This is a genomic window from Budvicia aquatica DSM 5075 = ATCC 35567 (assembly GCF_000427805.1).
GTDB lineage: Bacteria > Pseudomonadota > Gammaproteobacteria > Enterobacterales > Enterobacteriaceae > Budvicia > Budvicia aquatica.
Genome location: NZ_ATYS01000016.1, coordinates 71491 through 87742, shown reverse-complemented (window position 1 = coordinate 87742; position 16252 = coordinate 71491). Strand labels below are relative to the sequence as shown.

15 protein-coding genes are annotated in these 16252 nt (G+C 45.4%); 2 read left to right on the top strand and 13 right to left on the bottom strand.

Features of this window, described 5'->3' with window-relative positions:
- Positions 1 to 133: 133 nt before the first annotated feature.
- A complete protein-coding gene (gene odhB, locus YWE_RS0107880; protein ID WP_029094033.1) occupies positions 134 to 1360 on the bottom strand; it encodes a 2-oxoglutarate dehydrogenase complex dihydrolipoyllysine-residue succinyltransferase in 1227 nt (408 codons plus the stop codon).
- 14 nt (positions 1361 to 1374) lie between these two features.
- Positions 1375 to 4185 carry a 2-oxoglutarate dehydrogenase E1 component gene (sucA, locus tag YWE_RS0107875; RefSeq protein ID WP_029094032.1) on the bottom strand — a complete coding sequence of 937 codons (2811 nt, stop codon included), beginning with the start codon at positions 4183 to 4185 and terminating at the stop codon, positions 1375 to 1377.
- Positions 4186 to 4813: 628 nt separating this feature from the next.
- Between sucA and YWE_RS0107870 the strand changes: the two genes are divergently transcribed.
- The gene (locus tag YWE_RS0107870; RefSeq protein ID WP_036015454.1) at positions 4814 to 6115 is read left to right on the top strand and encodes a citrate synthase; all 1302 of its coding nucleotides are present in this window, start codon (positions 4814 to 4816) and stop codon (positions 6113 to 6115) included.
- A gap of 73 nt (positions 6116 to 6188) precedes the next feature.
- Here YWE_RS0107870 and phsC read toward each other — a convergent pair whose 3' ends face one another.
- The 10 genes from phsC to YWE_RS30370 form a co-directional block, all read right to left on the bottom strand.
- Positions 6189 to 6971: a thiosulfate reductase cytochrome B subunit gene (phsC, locus tag YWE_RS0107865; protein WP_029094030.1), complete on the bottom strand. Its 783-nt coding sequence runs from the start codon at positions 6969 to 6971 to the stop codon at positions 6189 to 6191.
- A complete protein-coding gene (locus YWE_RS0107860; protein WP_029094029.1) occupies positions 6968 to 7534 on the bottom strand; it encodes a 4Fe-4S dicluster domain-containing protein in 567 nt (188 codons plus the stop codon). Before YWE_RS0107860 ends, phsC begins: the two co-directional genes overlap by 4 nt.
- Positions 7535 to 7548: 14 nt before the next feature.
- Positions 7549 to 9828 (bottom strand): thiosulfate reductase PhsA, encoded by a 2280-nt coding sequence (gene phsA / locus YWE_RS0107855; RefSeq protein WP_029094028.1) that lies wholly within the window; start codon positions 9826 to 9828, stop codon positions 7549 to 7551.
- Between the two features lie 228 nt (positions 9829 to 10056).
- Positions 10057 to 10848: an endonuclease VIII gene (gene nei / locus YWE_RS0107850; RefSeq protein ID WP_029094027.1), complete on the bottom strand. Its 792-nt coding sequence runs from the start codon at positions 10846 to 10848 to the stop codon at positions 10057 to 10059.
- A gap of 42 nt (positions 10849 to 10890) precedes the next feature.
- Positions 10891 to 11649, bottom strand: a complete 759-nt coding sequence (locus tag YWE_RS0107845) for a Nif3-like dinuclear metal center hexameric protein (protein WP_029094026.1) — start codon at positions 11647 to 11649, stop codon at positions 10891 to 10893.
- Positions 11650 to 11677: 28 nt separating this feature from the next.
- On the bottom strand, positions 11678 to 13102 hold the full coding sequence (gene phrB / locus YWE_RS0107840; RefSeq protein ID WP_029094025.1) for a deoxyribodipyrimidine photo-lyase: 1425 nt from the start codon (positions 13100 to 13102) through the stop codon (positions 11678 to 11680).
- Positions 13103 to 13158: 56 nt separating this feature from the next.
- On the bottom strand, positions 13159 to 13941 hold the full coding sequence (locus tag YWE_RS0107835; RefSeq protein ID WP_029094024.1) for a DUF1722 domain-containing protein: 783 nt from the start codon (positions 13939 to 13941) through the stop codon (positions 13159 to 13161).
- A gap of 210 nt (positions 13942 to 14151) precedes the next feature.
- Positions 14152 to 14352 (bottom strand): YbfA family protein, encoded by a 201-nt coding sequence (locus YWE_RS0107830; protein WP_029094023.1) that lies wholly within the window; start codon positions 14350 to 14352, stop codon positions 14152 to 14154.
- Between the two features lie 210 nt (positions 14353 to 14562).
- Positions 14563 to 14919, bottom strand: a complete 357-nt coding sequence (locus YWE_RS0107825) for a hypothetical protein (RefSeq protein ID WP_029094022.1) — start codon at positions 14917 to 14919, stop codon at positions 14563 to 14565.
- A gap of 9 nt (positions 14920 to 14928) precedes the next feature.
- Positions 14929 to 15102, bottom strand: coding sequence for a hypothetical protein (locus YWE_RS30370; RefSeq protein ID WP_154661406.1), 174 nt, complete (start codon positions 15100 to 15102; stop codon positions 14929 to 14931).
- Positions 15103 to 15315: 213 nt separating this feature from the next.
- On the opposite strand from YWE_RS30370, the gene YWE_RS0107815 reads away from it, so the two are divergent.
- Entirely contained in the window at positions 15316 to 15744 is a 429-nt protein-coding gene (locus YWE_RS0107815; protein ID WP_029094021.1) for an EamA family transporter, read from the top strand.
- Between the two features lie 36 nt (positions 15745 to 15780).
- Here the strand turns inward: YWE_RS0107815 and YWE_RS0107810 are convergent, their stop codons facing one another.
- The gene (locus YWE_RS0107810; protein WP_029094020.1) at positions 15781 to 16095 is read right to left on the bottom strand and encodes a DUF3861 domain-containing protein; all 315 of its coding nucleotides are present in this window, start codon (positions 16093 to 16095) and stop codon (positions 15781 to 15783) included.
- Between the last annotated feature and the right edge of the window lie 157 nt (positions 16096 to 16252).

Sequence of the window (16252 nt, the reverse complement as noted above, 5' to 3'; positions counted from 1 at the left end):
CACTCATTCTGATAGGTACTCTCATTACACAACACTGTTGAGTGCCTATCGTCCTTAACTTGATGGGGTCGGATAGCGGTAAACTCAGCCGCTATCCGTCATACACCCACTAACGCTTAAACCGGTAAATTCACTAAACGTCTAATAACAAACGGGTAGGATCTTCCAGCAGATCTTTTACTGCCACCAAGAAACTCACCGACTCACGACCATCAATCAGACGGTGATCGTAAGACAGCGCTAAGTACATCATTGGCAAAATCACAACCTGACCATCAACCGCCATCGGACGGTCTTTAATCGCATGCATGCCTAAAATAGCGCTTTGAGGTGGGTTAATAATTGGCGTTGACATTAATGACCCGAACACTCCGCCGTTAGTAATGGTGAAATTACCGCCGGTTAAGTCTTCTACAGTCAACTTACCATCACGGCCTTTAACCGCGAGATCCTTAATACTTTTCTCAATATCGGCCATGCCTAATGAATCAACGTCACGTAATACTGGCGTAACCAGACCGCGAGGCGTTGATACCGCAATGCTGATATCAAAATAGTTGTGATACACCACATCTTCGCCATCCAGCGAGGCGTTAATTTCAGGGAAACGTTTTAACGCTTCAACCACCGCTTTCAGGTAGAAAGACATAAAGCCTAAACGCACGCCGTGACGTTTTTCAAACGCCTCACCGTATTGCTTACGCAAATCCATAATTGGCTTCATGTTGATTTCATTGAAGGTCGTCAACATGGCGGTATTATTTTTTGCTTCAAGCAGACGCTCAGCAATACGTTTACGTAAGCGAGTCATCGGTACCCGTTTTTCACTGCGATGAGCCAGCGATGCTGAATCGGCCTTTTTAGCTTCTGCTGCTGGAGCCGGTTTAGCGCTGGCCGGCTTTTGCTGTGCTAAGTGCTGAGTGATATCTTCACGGCTAATACGTCCGCCTACGCCAGAACCTTTGATTGCATTAGCATCCAGGCCGTGCTCGGCAATTAAACGACGAACACCCGGACTCAGTGCGTCATTTGAACCCTCTTCCAGACTGGCCGTTTGGCGCTGTGCCGGCGTTGATTCACTGCTTTGTGGTAAATCAGTAATTTGTTGACCGGTCACATCTGCCGGGCGTAGTCGACCTAGCAGTTGACGAGAAATAACGGTTGCACCTTCGTCTTCTAAAATAGCGTCGAGAATACCGGCTTCCAGAGCAGGAACTTCCAGAACGACTTTATCAGTCTCAATCTCAACTAAGACTTCGTCACGTTGAACGCTATCTCCTGGTTTTTTGTGCCAGGTTGCAACGCTCGCATCAGCGACGGATTCAGGAAGGTCAGGAACGAGAATATCTATGTTGCTCATTGTTTATCCTTTATTCATTTAACGTTAAGCGCGTCTTCAACCAGATTCTTTTGTTGTTCTTGGTGTACAGACATATAACCAACGGCAGGTGAAGCCGAGGCCGGGCGGCCAGCATAGCGAAGTTTAGATCCCTCAGGGATGACATCGCGGATATTATGCTGACTGCAATACCAGGCGCCTTGGTTTAAAGGCTCTTCCTGACACCAGACAAAATCTTTCACATGAGCATAGTCGAGTAATGCGTTTTGCATTACCTGATGTGGGAACGGATAAAGTTGCTCAATACGAATAATCGCCACATCGCTTTGCCCGTTGGCGCGGCGCTGATCTAATAAATCGTAGTACACTTTGCCCGAACACATTACTACACGTTTAACCTGCGCAGGATTGAGATTATCAATTTCACCGATAGCCGGCTGGAACACCCCGTTAGCGAGTTCATCTAAAGAAGAAATGGCTAATGGATGACGCAGTAGTGACTTCGGAGACATAACAATTAACGGGCGGCGCATTCCACGCAGCGCCTGACGGCGCAGCATGTGATAAACCTGAGCCGGCGTTGAAGGCACACAAACCTGAATATTCTGTTCTGCACAAAGCTGTAAATAACGCTCTAAACGTGCTGATGAGTGCTCTGGTCCCTGCCCTTCATAACCATGAGGTAATAACATTACCAAGCCACACATCCGCCCCCATTTTTGTTCACCGGAGCTGATAAACTGGTCGATAACCACCTGAGCGCCGTTAGCAAAATCACCAAACTGCGCTTCCCAGATAGTTAACGTCCGAGGTTCTGCTGTGGCATAACCATATTCAAATGCCAGAACGCCCGCTTCAGATAACACGGAATCCCATACTTGGAAGTTGCCTTGGCTATTATGAACGTTGGCCAACGGAATATAGTAAGAGCCGTCTTTTTGGTTATGAACAACGGCATGACGATGGAAGAATGTTCCACGGCCTGAGTCTTCGCCAGAAATACGTACCGGAATATTTTCATCAACCAGCGTGGCATAAGCCAGATTCTCAGCGGCACCCCAGTCAAACGGCTTTTCGCCATCGGCCATCAGTGCGCGATCGTCATAGATCTTCACCACTCGTGGATGCAGCTCAACGTTGTCCGGAACCTGACTAATGCGCTTAGCCAGATCTTGCAAACGTTTCATCTCAACGGAGCTTGGATACTCTTCATCCCACTCATGATTTAAATAAGGCGCCCATGCCATTGAATGGGTGTCAATCGGACGCCACTCTTCAACCACGCAATCACCGTTATCTAACGCATCGCGATAAAGGTTAACCATTTCGGTAACCTCTTGCGCAGACACCACGTTGGTTTCAATCAGTTTGTCGGCATACACTTTACGCGGCGTAGGCTGCTTTTTAATCTTCTGATACATCATCGGCTGGGTTGCACTTGGCTCATCCGCCTCGTTGTGCCCGTGACGGCGATAGCAGACCAGATCAATCATGACATCGCGTTTAAAGGTATTACGATAGTCCAGCGCCAGACGAGTAACGAAGGCGACGGCTTCCGGGTCATCTGCATTTACGTGGAAAATTGGCGCCTGAATCATCTTGGCGATATCAGTACAGTACTCGGTTGAGCGTACGTCCTGAGGATAAGAGGTGGTAAAGCCAATCTGATTATTGATTACGATGCGCACCGTTCCACCGACTTCGTAGGCGCGAACCTGAGACATATTCAGCGTTTCTTGCACAATTCCCTGGCCGATAACCGCCGCATCACCGTGAATCGTGATCGGTAGCACCTGATTGCTGCTGCCGGTTGCATCTATTCTGTCACGACGTGCGCGCACAGAGCCGATAACGACCGGACTGACAATTTCCAGATGCGATGGGTTAAATGCCAACGTCAGGTGGACCAGTTTGCCATCGGTTTCAAAATCAGAGGAGAAGCCCTGATGATACTTCACGTCACCGGTGCCAAGATGCTCTTTATGGATGCCGGCAAACTCATCAAACAGATCGCCCGGGCGTTTACCCAGTAAGTTAATTAATACGTTGAGGCGGCCGCGGTGAGCCATGCCCAACACCACTTCACGACCGTCGTTATGGGCTGCGTGTCGAACCATCTCTTTAAGCATCGGAATAAGTGCATCACCGCCTTCCAGAGAGAAGCGTTTTGCGCCCGGATACTTGGCACCAAGATAACGCTCAAGCCCCTCAGCTGCGGTTAATTCCCGCAAGAAACGTTTCTTTTCTTCAACGCTAAAGCTGCCACGGCCAGATACCGACTCCAGACGCTGTTGAATCCAGCGCTTCTCTTCCGTATTGGTGATGTGCATATATTCTGCACCAATAGAGTCGCAGTATGTTTGCTTCAGCGCCTGATAAATTTCGCTGAGCTTCATGGTCTCTTTGCCAACGGCAAATGAACCTACGTTAAAGGTTTCCTGCATATCTTCTTCAGTCAGATTATGGAAGGCAGGATCGAGCTCAAGAACCGGCTCTTTATAACGTAGTTTTATCGGGTCAAGGTTGGCATTCTGGTGGCCACGAAAACGGAATGCGTTGATCAGCTGTAATACTTTAACCTGCTTGGCGTCATTCTCCGGATCGCTTACGCTGGAGGTATAACGCTTAGAGTCTTTAGCTAATCGACGAAAATAGTCACGCGTAGTTGAATGGAATTGGTCCGGGCTAAGGTTTTCAATCGGCAATTTATCGAAAATTGCTCTCCAGCTGTCATCAATAGAATCCGGATCTGTCAGGTAATCTTCATAAAGTTGCTCTATGTAAGATTGATTCGCACCCGCAAGATAAGATGAATCTAACCAAGTCTTTATTGCGCCGTTCTGCATTATGACCTCTTAAGCTTAATGCTTCAGTATGGTGTTGTGATAATTCGTTACCACTCTCTCTAACACGTCGTTACTAAAACAAGCCTACATTTAAATTACTGCAAAAAAGAGAGTAAGTAGTTTCACTTTTATACAACACTCGTAAAACCGCTGAGACTTCCGCGATACCCTTATTAATATCAGATTATTCAATTGAACATAACCCTTTGTTATCTCTAATTGTTATGTTCAAAAAACCGCCAATCTCAATGTAGCAATAAGGAGGTGTAACCCGTAACCCCAGAGTTCAGGTTGCAACTCCCCGACCAGAAGTGTCCTTGAGTATAGAAGGCTCATTTTACTATTACAATTCAAATAAAAACAGATTGATAACATTTTCCCAAAAAAGTGATAACGATCACAATCATTAAAAAACCATTAAAAACAATAACTTTATATAAATCGTGTCAGCTATAATGTTAATCAATTGTCACATGAAAATTAAATTGTAAAATAAAAGTGAAATTTATCTTCACCATAGTCTAAATTTATGCAACTGTATTTAAGATAATTTATAGGATGGCAATAGCGTTTCATTTTATTAAATTTGCCAAACTCCCCTAACCAAGAATTATTTCTGGAGACAATCATGGCTGTAGAAAAAAAAGCAACATTGGTCTTTGATAGTGGTAATAATATAGAACTACCGATATTATCCGGCTCGTTGGGAGAGGACGTTTTAGACGTAAGGACCCTTGGTTCCAAAGGACTTTTTACCTACGATCCTGGTTATCTATCCACGGCATCTTGCGAATCGAAAATAACCTTCATTGATGGTAACCAAGGTATATTATTGCACCGCGGTTATCCGATTGCGCAATTAGCAAAAGAATCTACTTATTTAGAAGTTTGTTATATTTTATTATATGGCGAAACCCCGACGCCTGAAGAATTTGCGACATTTAAAGACATCGTGACCCGACATACGATGATTCACGAGCAGATTTCCCGTTTATTCCAGGGTTTTCGTCGTGACTCTCACCCGATGGCGGTTCTTTGCGGTGTAACCGGTGCCCTCGCCGCGTTCTACCATGACTCTTTAGATGTAAATAACGAGCGCCATCGCGAAATTACGGCCTTCCGTCTGCTGTCAAAAATGCCGACCGTTGCTGCGATGTGCTACAAGTACTCTGTCGGTCAGCCGTTTGTTTATCCGCGTAATGAACTGTCTTATGCAGCGAACTTCCTGCATATGATGTTCTCTACCCCATGCGAAGAGTATGTGGTTAACCCGGTAGTTGAACGCGCCATGGACCGCATCCTTATTTTGCATGCCGACCACGAACAAAATGCGTCAACCTCTACGGTCAGAACCGCGGGTTCGTCCGGTGCTAATCCGTTCGCTTGTATTGCCGCAGGCATTGCCTCTTTATGGGGACCGGCTCACGGCGGAGCAAACGAAGCCTGCTTAAAAATGCTGGAAGAGATTGGTACTGTTGACCGTATTCCTGAATTTATTGAGAAAGCCAAAAATAAAGACGATCCGTTCCGCTTGATGGGCTTTGGCCACCGCGTGTATAAAAACCACGATCCGCGCGCCACAGTGATGCGTGAAAGCTGCCATGAAGTGTTAAAAGAGCTAAATCTCAGCGATGAGTTACTGGACATTGCGATGGAGCTTGAACATATCGCATTAAATGACCCGTACTTCATTGAGAAGAAACTGTACCCGAACGTTGACTTCTACTCCGGTATTATTCTGAAAGCAATTGGGATTCCGACCACCATGTTTACCGTGATCTTTGCTATCGCCAGAACTATCGGCTGGATTGCCCATTGGAATGAGATGTATACCGACGGTATCCGTATCGCTCGTCCACGCCAGTTGTATACCGGTTATACCGAAAGAGAGTTTCACTCTCAGATCCCGAAAAAATCAGATAAAGCCTGATTGATACAACCAAACTTTAAAGCATAAAAAACCCGGGCTTACCCCGGGTTTTTCCATTTTAAATCACCACCAGCTATTTAACCGCTGACTTATCCGCCGTTTTATGTCCATGGTCATCATGTTTCCGGTGCCGATGGTAACCATCCACCATGCTCCAAAAAGTTTGGCTGATGGTATCCCCGGTGGTACACAAATAAAGATGAACCAGCATAAACATCACCGCAATCACCGATAGCGCCAGATGCACTTTCAACATCCAGTAACCATAACCGATAATTTCCGGATACAGGCACAGCAATCCGGTAATCAACAATAGCGGAACCATGCCATACATCACGGCTAAATAGGCTAATTGCTGTATTGGATTAAACTTACTTTTTTCACTGGCAGCAAAAGGATGAGGTTCTCCTTTCATAATGCCAAACAGATAAAAACGAACCTGCCTGATACAACGACCAATCAACCCTCGAGGTTGTATCCGATAATGGACCCCGTTATCACTGAACAGGTTGATCAATACAAAGCCAATCCAGAATACGATTAACAGATATCCGCAAAGCTGATGCAAGGTTATCAGCAGCGAAATTTTACCGATCGAGAAGTGGCCAAAAAATCCGCTGATAAGTAACATCACGAACAGTAGCGCATTTCCCCAGTGCCAAAATCTGACAGACTTGGAGTAAAGATAGGTTTTCTCTTCTTCCAGCCCGGCCGTTTTCGGCGTCAACCAATAACGCAACAAACCATGAAAAGCCAATACGGCAAATACCGCAACGACAATCAGGCCGGCAATCATCAGCCAAACGGGCCAGTAGTCAGGCGTATAATTTAACTCAGCACCCCAGATAATATTCATGCATTATCCCCTAAATGTATTTCTTTGCGGCGATATACTGCAGGCTTGCCTACGTTATCCAATTGATATTGATAAATATGTTCCTGACCGATCCATTTTTGAACTTCAGGCTGGTTAACCCGGCCGAAATGAAGCGCATCCGTCGGACAAACGCTAACGCAGGCAGGCTCCAGCCCCTGCGATAAACGAGAGTCGGTACAGAAATCGCATTTATCAGCAACGTGAGTCTCTGGATTTAAATAGCGGACATGATATGGACAGGCAGCAATACAGTAATCGCAGCCAATACATTTCTTCTCATTAACCTGAACAGTGCCGTTTTCATCACGAAATGACGCGCCGGTCGGGCAGGCTGAAATGCAGGGAGCATCTTCACAATGCTGGCAGGAAACCCGCACAAATTGAAAATGTGAACTTTTGCCTTCGTTTTCAGGTCCACGAATTTGGACCTGCAAGCGGCTATACCCTTCAGGGATGGCATTAACCACCTTACAGGCCACAGTACACGCCTGGCAGCCAATACAACGTTTTTCGTCATGCAACATGACATAATTGTTATTCATTATTCTCTCCGCCCCTAACCGCGAGCTAGCTGAACGCCTGACGTATGAACGTCAGTACCACAAACCGGGCTGATCTCATGAGGCAACAAATTGCCGCAGTGGATGCCATGAGTTGTCGCCGCTGTCTTGGCTCCGGCTTTAGCGCCAAATCCCATATAAACAAACAGCGTGTCAGGCCGGATGGCAGGCGTCACTAATGCCCGTCCTTTCTCTTTTCCGGTGCTATTTTCTAACCAGACAAAATCACCGGTTGTTATTCCCCGCTCTTTAGCCGTTTGTGGATGAATCCACACCGGGTTATCCCACATCAGTTCAGAAAGCAACGGAACGTACTGGGTTGCACCATTGGTATGAAGGGCCACTTTTCCTTGCACAAAGAATAATTCATTGTCTTTTTTCAGCGGAAAATTACGATAGCGCGGTGCACCATAGCCATTGGCCAGCCCTTCCAACGTTTCGGAATACAGTTCAATTAAGCTACTTGGCGATTTAAACTTCAGCTCATCGGCAAATGTGCCGTCAGCCGATAATCGGGCCGCCGCCGCGGGATAAGCCTCAACAAAGGCTTTGACTGATTCGGGCTCACGTAATAACAGAGGAATACCATATTCCAGATAGCCGGTGTGGCGAATTTGCTTATATAACGCCTCATCACCGTTAGTCTGGAACAGTTGGCGGGTTGCCATATCTTTCCATGGGAAATACTGGCCAAGACCGAGTTCGTTGCCTAACTCTTGCCAAATTTGCCAACTGGGTTTGGTATTACCGATAGGTGTAACCACCTGCTGGCGAACGGCATAAGCCGGGTGTTTTCCCGAGACATCTGAAATCTCTTCATCCCGTTCCAGATAGGTGGACTCAGGTAGAAGATAATCAGCATAGGNGGCACTTTCACTCAAATAAACATCACAGCTAACGACCAGATCCAGTTTGTCGATGGTTTTAACTAACTCAGGGCGGCATGCCACGGTCTGTAAAGGATTATGTCGCGACATGATCCAAGCCTTCACCGGATAAGGCTTTTCTTGCTCAACGGCACCAATAATACTTTGAACGATGCCGCCGCCTTTATTGATATATTTAAATTCCGGTTTCAATGCATCGATGCGTTTAGCTTTGATCTCCGGCATATTCTTAACGCCCGGTTTAGCTAACGTTGGCGCGACAGTCTGACCCGCCAGCTTATTGTATTTATCCGCACCTTTCTTTTGATACATTCCGCCCTGCCGCTCGATATTGCCCAGCAAAGCATTCATAGCAAAGATCATCCGACGCATATCTAGCTCTTCTTTGTTATAGGTAGCCCGGTGTCCCGGATTAACAATAACGTGAGGTGCAGCAGCGGCGATCTCTCTGGCAATACGGCGAGTCACATCAGCCGGAATATCCGAATACTGCTCAGCCCACTCAGGCGTAGCCGTTGCTAATGCTTCAGCTAACTGGGCAAAACCCGTGGTATAGCGTTCAACAAATGCCTTATCGTAAAGATTCTCATCAATTAATACCTTACACATTGCCATCAGAACCGGGAGGTCTCCGCCGGGGCGAATAGCGTGCCATTCATCAGCCTTGCTGGAAAAAATCGACATGCGAGGGTCAAAGCTCACCACTTTGGCTCCGCGTTCCTGAGCCATCATCATCTGATGCGTATCAGCAACCTCAATGCCTTCATACAGGTTGTGACCAAAAGCCAGCATATATTGAGTATTCGCAATATCCATGGAAAGATCGCCCCCCATCATGACTTGAGCAGCAATGGCTTTTCCTGCCGGGCAGGTACTTGCATGGGTGAATGTATTTGGCGATCCAAAAGCAGCCGCGAGATGAAATAAATGGGATGAAAGAGAACCTGACTTAGATGAAAAAACAACACTTTCAGCACCAGATTTCTGTTTTATTTCGTTCAATTTTTCAGCAATTTCTTTATAAGCAACTTGCCAACTAATAACTTCCCACTCTCCGCCACCTCTGGGGCCTTTACGTTTCATTGGCTGGACGATTCTGGCCGGATCATTCAGTAAACTTACCCCACTTCCGCCTCTGGCACAGACGCGGCTTCCTTGCTCTGGCGAGTTAGTATTTCCTTGAATAAATACGGTTTTACCTTTTACTACCTGAGCTTGGATAGGACAACGGAATGAACACATTTCACATAAGCTGGGAGTCAGGTTGCTCTTTCCTTCCAGCATTTCTGGCTGTTGCAGAGCCAATGCACCGGGGGCGAAACTACCGACTGCGCAACCTGCACAACCAATACCAACGCCTTTGATAAACTCACGACGATTAATCCTCACACTTCCTCCTGATATTTTTATTATTAAAGTAATTATAAAGAGGTATATATGAATTTAATTTGACCCAAGCAACACTTTGACTGCTTAAAGGCTAATAAACGATTTATATATGAATATAATTGAAAAAAGTAGGTTAATAATATTGATATTTGGTGTTAAAAATGAATAATACTTCGTTTAATGAAAATGATTATTATTCATTTATATAAAGGGGAATAAACTCATTAATCAGAACTGACAGCCCGGGCAATAAAAGAACGGGCGAGATGACAGCGTTATTTTTTGAATGGTTGCACCACAGCGAGTACAGGCCTGTCCGTCTCGTGAAAAAACATGAAATTTGAACAGTGCGCCATGATGATAGTTAGGATTATCATCACCGCGGGTCATATAAGATAAACGAGGGATCGTCAGCAACGCGCCCGCAAGCCTTGCTCGTTGTTCGGGCGCAAGCGCCTCCGGCTTATGCTCAGGTAATAATTGCGCATCCCACAAGATTTCAGCCCGTAAATAGTTACCTAACCCGGCTAAAAAAGACTGGTCGAGTAGCATACCGCCAAGTTGCCGACGCCTGAAACGCTGATCAAGCAAGCGCTCTGCAACCGCTGACTCGGTCAGAGAATCGTCTAAAATATCCGGGCCAATACGCTGTAAAAATGGATGCCGCAGAATAACGTCCTGCGGACCAACCTCAATATCTGAAGCGCTGTATAGCAAGATGGCTTTATCTGAAGTTTCTAACGCAACCCGTAAGTCACGTTTAGTATTAGGGCGTTTTCCCGCATCAGACACCGTCCATAGGCCATAAAGCTGATTATGGCTGTACATCGTCAGGCCGTCGGAGAAATGCGTGAGTAACGCTTTTCCCCGGGTTTCAATTCGTTCTATCTTCTGCCCCATCAATTGAGATTCAAACCTTTTCAATTGAGAAAAAGCAAACCAGGCTGAGGTGAGTACTTTGCCTTCAACGGCCGAAACCAGCTTATCAGCCGCGCGGCGAATTTCCGGTCCTTCGGGCATAGCAACTCCTATTTATAGAGACACATTAAATCAGTATGAAAATCAAACCGGGTTATTAATATCAATAAAAGTCACATCAAACTGATATTCAGCGCTTAACCATTCGCCTAGCGCCTTAATGCCATCGCATTCTGTTGCATGGTGACCGGCGGCGAAAAAATGAATTCCCATCTCTCGGGCAATATGAATCGTTCTTTCTGATACTTCTCCGGTAATAAATGCATCGAATCCATTTTCAGCGGCCAATTTAATGTAATCCTGTCCGCCGCCGGTACACCAGGCAACACGGCGAATTTCTTGCGGAGCATTATCGCCACAGTGAAGCGGTGAACGTTGATAGCGCTGGGTGATTCGCGCTTCCAGCTCAGCACCGGTAATTGGTTGCTTAAACTCACCGTGCCACATAAAGCACCCCGGGTTTTCCGCTTCAAAAGATCCAAACTGGTTAATACCTAAAGCGTCACCCAATAGCGCGTTATTGCCGAATAACGGATGAGCATCCAGCGGAAGATGGTAGCCATACAGATTCATATCATGGTTGATTAGGGTTTTTATGCGCTTATGCATCATACCGGTAATCATCGGTTCATCGTTTTTCCAGAAATAACCATGATGAACTAACACCGCATCAGCGTTCAGATTTACTGCCGCATCTAGCAAAGACTGGCAGGCAGTCACGCCGGTGACAATTCGTTGAATCTCATTACGCCCTTCCACCTGTAATCCATTGGGAGCATAATCTTTGAAACGTTGAACGTTAAGTTTCTGGTTAATTAACTTTTCTAATTGTCTGTTAAGCATGCGGTTCTCTTACATCTCTACAATTTATTTATACAACCATCCCTTTACGGGCCATTTCAAATGCGTTTAGCGTATTTATTCTGGCTTGAGAATGGTCAACGATGGGCTGCGGATAATCTAATTCGATCCCCTGCTTCTCTGCCCATAGGTGCGGTGTATGAATCCACTTTTCCGCTACTTCTTGCAATTCAGGCACCCACTGGCGGATAAAATGGCCCTGCGGATCGAAACGTTTACCCTGCGTCGTCGGATTAAATATGCGGAAATAAGGTGCTGAATCTGTCCCCGTGGACGCGGCCCACTGCCATCCACCGTTATTTGCCGCTAAATCGCCATCAATAAGCCGGGAGATAAAATAACGTTCGCCGCGTCGCCAATCAATCAGTAAATCCTTCACTAAAAAACTGGCAGTTATCATACGCAAACGATTATGCATCCAACCCGTCTGATTCAACTGACGCATTGCAGCATCCACTATAGGATAACCGGTTTTACCTTCACACCATGCGATAAAACTAGCCTCCTCAGGGTTCCATTGAACACCCTGAGTCCATTCAATAAAAGGCCGGTGTTTACACAATTGCGGATAGGCAACAATCAAGTGGTGATAAAATTCTCGCCAAACCAATTCGTTAAACCACGTAAAAGCGCCGCTATCGGGGTGCGATAAAAAATCAGGATGTTCTGCCAATAGCCGATTATAACATTGGCGAACAGAAAGCACGCCAATGGCTAAATAAGGCGATAAGCGGCTGGTCATATCCAGAGCAGGGATATCCCTATGCTTTAAATAATCAGCGGCGCGCTCCCGGCAAAAGGTTCTTAGCCGTTGAATAGCTTCTTGTTCTCCGGCAGGAAAATCATCATGAGGCAGTATCGGATAATTAAATTCAGGTATCGCGGTTAATTCAGGCTTATCACCACGAGCTTTAGGCACCGGACGTACAGGTTGAATACCTTGCTGGATTTGGCTGACAAAGCGATTACGAAAAGGAGTGAATATCTGATACATATCACCGTTTCCGGTTAGTACGCTGTTCGGCGGCAATAGTAGAGCATCATCAAAAGCGTGACAGATGATATCCGGTGATAGCGTGGCTTCTAACTGTCTATCCCGCCTCAACTCGTTAACCTGATACTGTTTATTATAATAAATATCTGAAATTCCATGCCGATCACACAGGCGTTTAATTTCAACGACTGAAGCGTCGAAATCATCACACTGTATAAATTCCAGCGGTATGCCCAAAGCGGCAAGGGAGTGTTGAAGGCTTAACAAATTAGAACGAATAAAACCGGCCTGTATAGCCGCCATATTATGGTTTTTCCATTGCTCAGGCGTGGCAACAAACAGAGCAATAACTTTATCATCAGCGCATCGGCAGGCGGCAGAGAGCGCACTGTTATCGGTGATGCGTAAATCATTTCTGAACCAGACTAATTGGGTTGCCATTATGTCCTTATTTCTTTTTGTTGTTTTTAGGCACGATGCCTAAGCCACGCCCGATGTTATATACCATAACTCAAATTCAGCGCTTCAGGATAGGGATCAAAATAGCGCTGTTGTTGAAGATATGCATCAGGGTATTCAGCAAGATAGTGTTTCAGTAATGCCATCGGAGCCTGTAACGACTGCAAACCTTGGCGGTACTGATCAATAAGCCCGGCTAATTCTTGCCGCTGTATGCTGGTCAGGTAGGGTCGAAAATATCCCTGAACGTGTTGTAATACATTCGTATGATTTTGGCGAGTTGCAGGTATAGACAGCAGTGACATTAGCTGAATTCGGTAAGCCAGAAAAAAATCCTGTATTGGCAATTTATCAATAGCGGCAACAAAGGGACCTATCTTTCGGTATTCCGGCTGGGAATGAGCTAACAAAATAAGTTTATAACGGCTGTGGTAATGGATTAATGCCCCCCGGGTCAGGCCGTCCACCAGAATCTGATTTAGCTCCCATAAGGCACAAATACGCGTTATCAGGTGTTGGCGAATCAAAGGCTGTTGTAATTGACCCGCCTCTTCTACCGGCAACCATGGCATGGCCTGTATTAACTGTTGGACTGATTCACGGGGCTGTGCTTCACACAGAATAAGCCCACACAGCGTAGAAAAATCCTCAACCTGCGCGGTATCATTCAGCCCGACCGTGACTTCAGCAGGCACAGTTCGAAGTGTAAGATAAGCTTTAAGTTGGTCATAAATCAACGCGAAACCGCGACGATCGCCATCAAAACGAACATCATTCCCCAATAGGCAATCACTCACCCCAATGGGTATTTCCCTTTTCATCTCTATCACTATCATAGCCTTATATTAATACGGCAATATCTTAACTAAAGTATAGGTGTTTATCATAGAAGAGTCTGGTAAAGGGATAATAGTAATAACAGAATGAGCTGATACAGGGTTTATCATAATAATCCCCTGAAATATTCAGGGGATTATTAACACCGTACAATAGAATGGCTGATTTAACTATTTTGATGACAGGACGTCAGATTAATAAAAGTCTTTAGGAGCCCGTTCTGATAAAGATAGCCAAACCGGTTTACTGCTTGTTTTACTCCACACGCGGTGTAGATAGCTATAATAGCGGCTCTTATCACTACGCAAGGCCATAAAAGGCAAAGCCAGCGTGCCAAGCAAAACAACACCAATGCGGCGAAGTACAATGCGGTAAAGTGGATATCTTTGATACATAACATGCCCCCCTAAAAATGACTAAGATATACAATGATGAGCCATAAACGACTCAATCAATACGTCTGTACAGTCAAATAAAAAGACAATAATCCTTATTGATTCACGGTATAAAAAACCGCTTTAAATCTGACAACCTAATATTTAATGAAACCTATATTAACTGATGACATAGACGCTGGCAACTGATCTGACCAGTTAGAATGAAAATTATTCCGCATTAATCCATTGCTGTTCAAGATTACATACCCCTGTTGATGACAATGGGATCAGCGCCAGCAAATAGACGTGCGGATACTGATTTAAATACAAAATTAACCAACCTTCATCGCTCAACTCTCGTAGTTCATTGCAGTTAAATCGCCGTGCCAATTGCCAGCGCAGGCGCTGATTATTGCTATTGGTTGCAACCCGATTAAGAAACAGCCGCCCGTGGCAAGGATAGCGCCTGATCTGAGGCAAAATACTGTGCTGGAACCAGCCGGCATCAATCGATGAAGTTTTGATGGCTTCCATAAGCATATCAACAAACTGATGAGTAAAATGCAGTTGGCAATTGATGGACATTTGGACTCCTTACGCTGACTTAATTAAGCGACGAGCATTTAAATCTTTATGGCTAACAACCTTACGGGTCACCACATCATCCATCCCCTTTAGCGCGGCATTTAATGCCGCACTGTGCAGATGTTGATAAAAGTTACGTTGTATAAACAGCGCCTGAGCCTCCTGGCTTTTATTATCTTGCATAAAATATCTCCTGATAATTAACTCTCCGCGTAACATAGTCAGCTAATCATCGAATCGCCAGTAGCTACGGTTAGAATTGCGGGATTTATTCCGATAATAATTCAGTGACTCTGTTGATTAATCATCTGGTTGCCTCAAGATATTGCTTGAATGGTAATGATAATTAGTCGTAACATCGTAAAAATATAACACCTACCTATTGAAGGGCTAAAAATGAGTACTTGGCTAATTTATGCTTTGCTGTCTGCCGTTACCGCAGCATTAGTTGCCATTTTTGGCAAGATAGGCTTGCAGCATCTGGACGCCAATACTGCCACGGCCATTCGCGCCGTGGTGATGGCCATATTTTTAATCGGCGTTGTTGTCGTTCAGGGCAAGCTAAACATGGTTTCGGAGGTATTGGCCGACCATAAAGCGCTGTTGTTTATTGTTCTCAGCGGCGTCGCCGGAGCGTTATCCTGGCTGTTCTACTTTATGGCCATTAAGCATGGCACGGTCTCTCAGGTGGCACCTATCGATAAGCTGAGCGTAGTTTTTGCGGTGATTTTAGCGGTTATTCTGTTTGGTGAGAAAGTTACCTTATTCACCGGAATTGGTATCGGCATGATTTCTGTCGGTGCACTGCTGGTTGCGTTGGGCTAGCCGGCAATAGATAAACCCTACCACCTATAAGACGCACTATTCTTCTGAATCAGGCTTGGCGCGGCCTTGCTTAAGTAACATCATAAAGTCGCGAAACGAGTGACGCAAAGGTTCAAATAACGGATGTTTACGGTTTTCCATCATCACTTCTGAAAACAATTTCAGACCGACCGTAAACGAGGTGGCGGTGTTAGTATCAAATCCCAAGTCATCCCGGGCCTTCATTTTTTCTATAAGCGATAAAATTTCATCGTGATTTTCTACCTCAAAGCTTACCGGAGACAGATCTAACGGCTCGCCCTTTTTATCACTCAGACCTTCAACGGTGATGCGGTAACGATATCCTGACATAGTGATTCCTCTCGCGAAAGTTCCGGCTAATTAAAGCGTAAAAAATAGATATATTAAAAGCATGGCAGATTATTCAGGGTAAAATAATCTGCCATTGTCCGGTGAAAGTCATAATAACCCTATCTGTCATTATGACCGTTTATCTTGAATGCTCTTT

Coding starts and splice junctions, on each gene's coding strand:
- odhB (WP_029094033.1), bottom strand. CDS start 1,360: ATGAGCAACATAGATATTCTCGTTCCTGACCTTCCTGAATCCGTCGCT.
- sucA (WP_029094032.1), bottom strand. CDS start 4,185: ATGCAGAACGGCGCAATAAAGACTTGGTTAGATTCATCTTATCTTGCG.
- YWE_RS0107870 (WP_036015454.1), top strand. CDS start 4,814: ATGGCTGTAGAAAAAAAAGCAACATTGGTCTTTGATAGTGGTAATAAT.
- phsC (WP_029094030.1), bottom strand. CDS start 6,971: ATGAATATTATCTGGGGTGCTGAGTTAAATTATACGCCTGACTACTGG.
- YWE_RS0107860 (WP_029094029.1), bottom strand. CDS start 7,534: ATGAATAACAATTATGTCATGTTGCATGACGAAAAACGTTGTATTGGC.
- nei (WP_029094027.1), bottom strand. CDS start 10,848: ATGCCCGAAGGACCGGAAATTCGCCGCGCGGCTGATAAGCTGGTTTCG.
- YWE_RS0107845 (WP_029094026.1), bottom strand. CDS start 11,649: ATGCTTAACAGACAATTAGAAAAGTTAATTAACCAGAAACTTAACGTT.
- phrB (WP_029094025.1), bottom strand. CDS start 13,102: ATGGCAACCCAATTAGTCTGGTTCAGAAATGATTTACGCATCACCGAT.
- YWE_RS0107835 (WP_029094024.1), bottom strand. CDS start 13,941: ATGAAAAGGGAAATACCCATTGGGGTGAGTGATTGCCTATTGGGGAAT.
- YWE_RS0107830 (WP_029094023.1), bottom strand. CDS start 14,352: ATGTATCAAAGATATCCACTTTACCGCATTGTACTTCGCCGCATTGGT.
- YWE_RS0107825 (WP_029094022.1), bottom strand. CDS start 14,919: ATGTCCATCAATTGCCAACTGCATTTTACTCATCAGTTTGTTGATATG.
- YWE_RS30370 (WP_154661406.1), bottom strand. CDS start 15,102: ATGCAAGATAATAAAAGCCAGGAGGCTCAGGCGCTGTTTATACAACGT.
- YWE_RS0107815 (WP_029094021.1), top strand. CDS start 15,316: ATGAGTACTTGGCTAATTTATGCTTTGCTGTCTGCCGTTACCGCAGCA.
- YWE_RS0107810 (WP_029094020.1), bottom strand. CDS start 16,095: ATGTCAGGATATCGTTACCGCATCACCGTTGAAGGTCTGAGTGATAAA.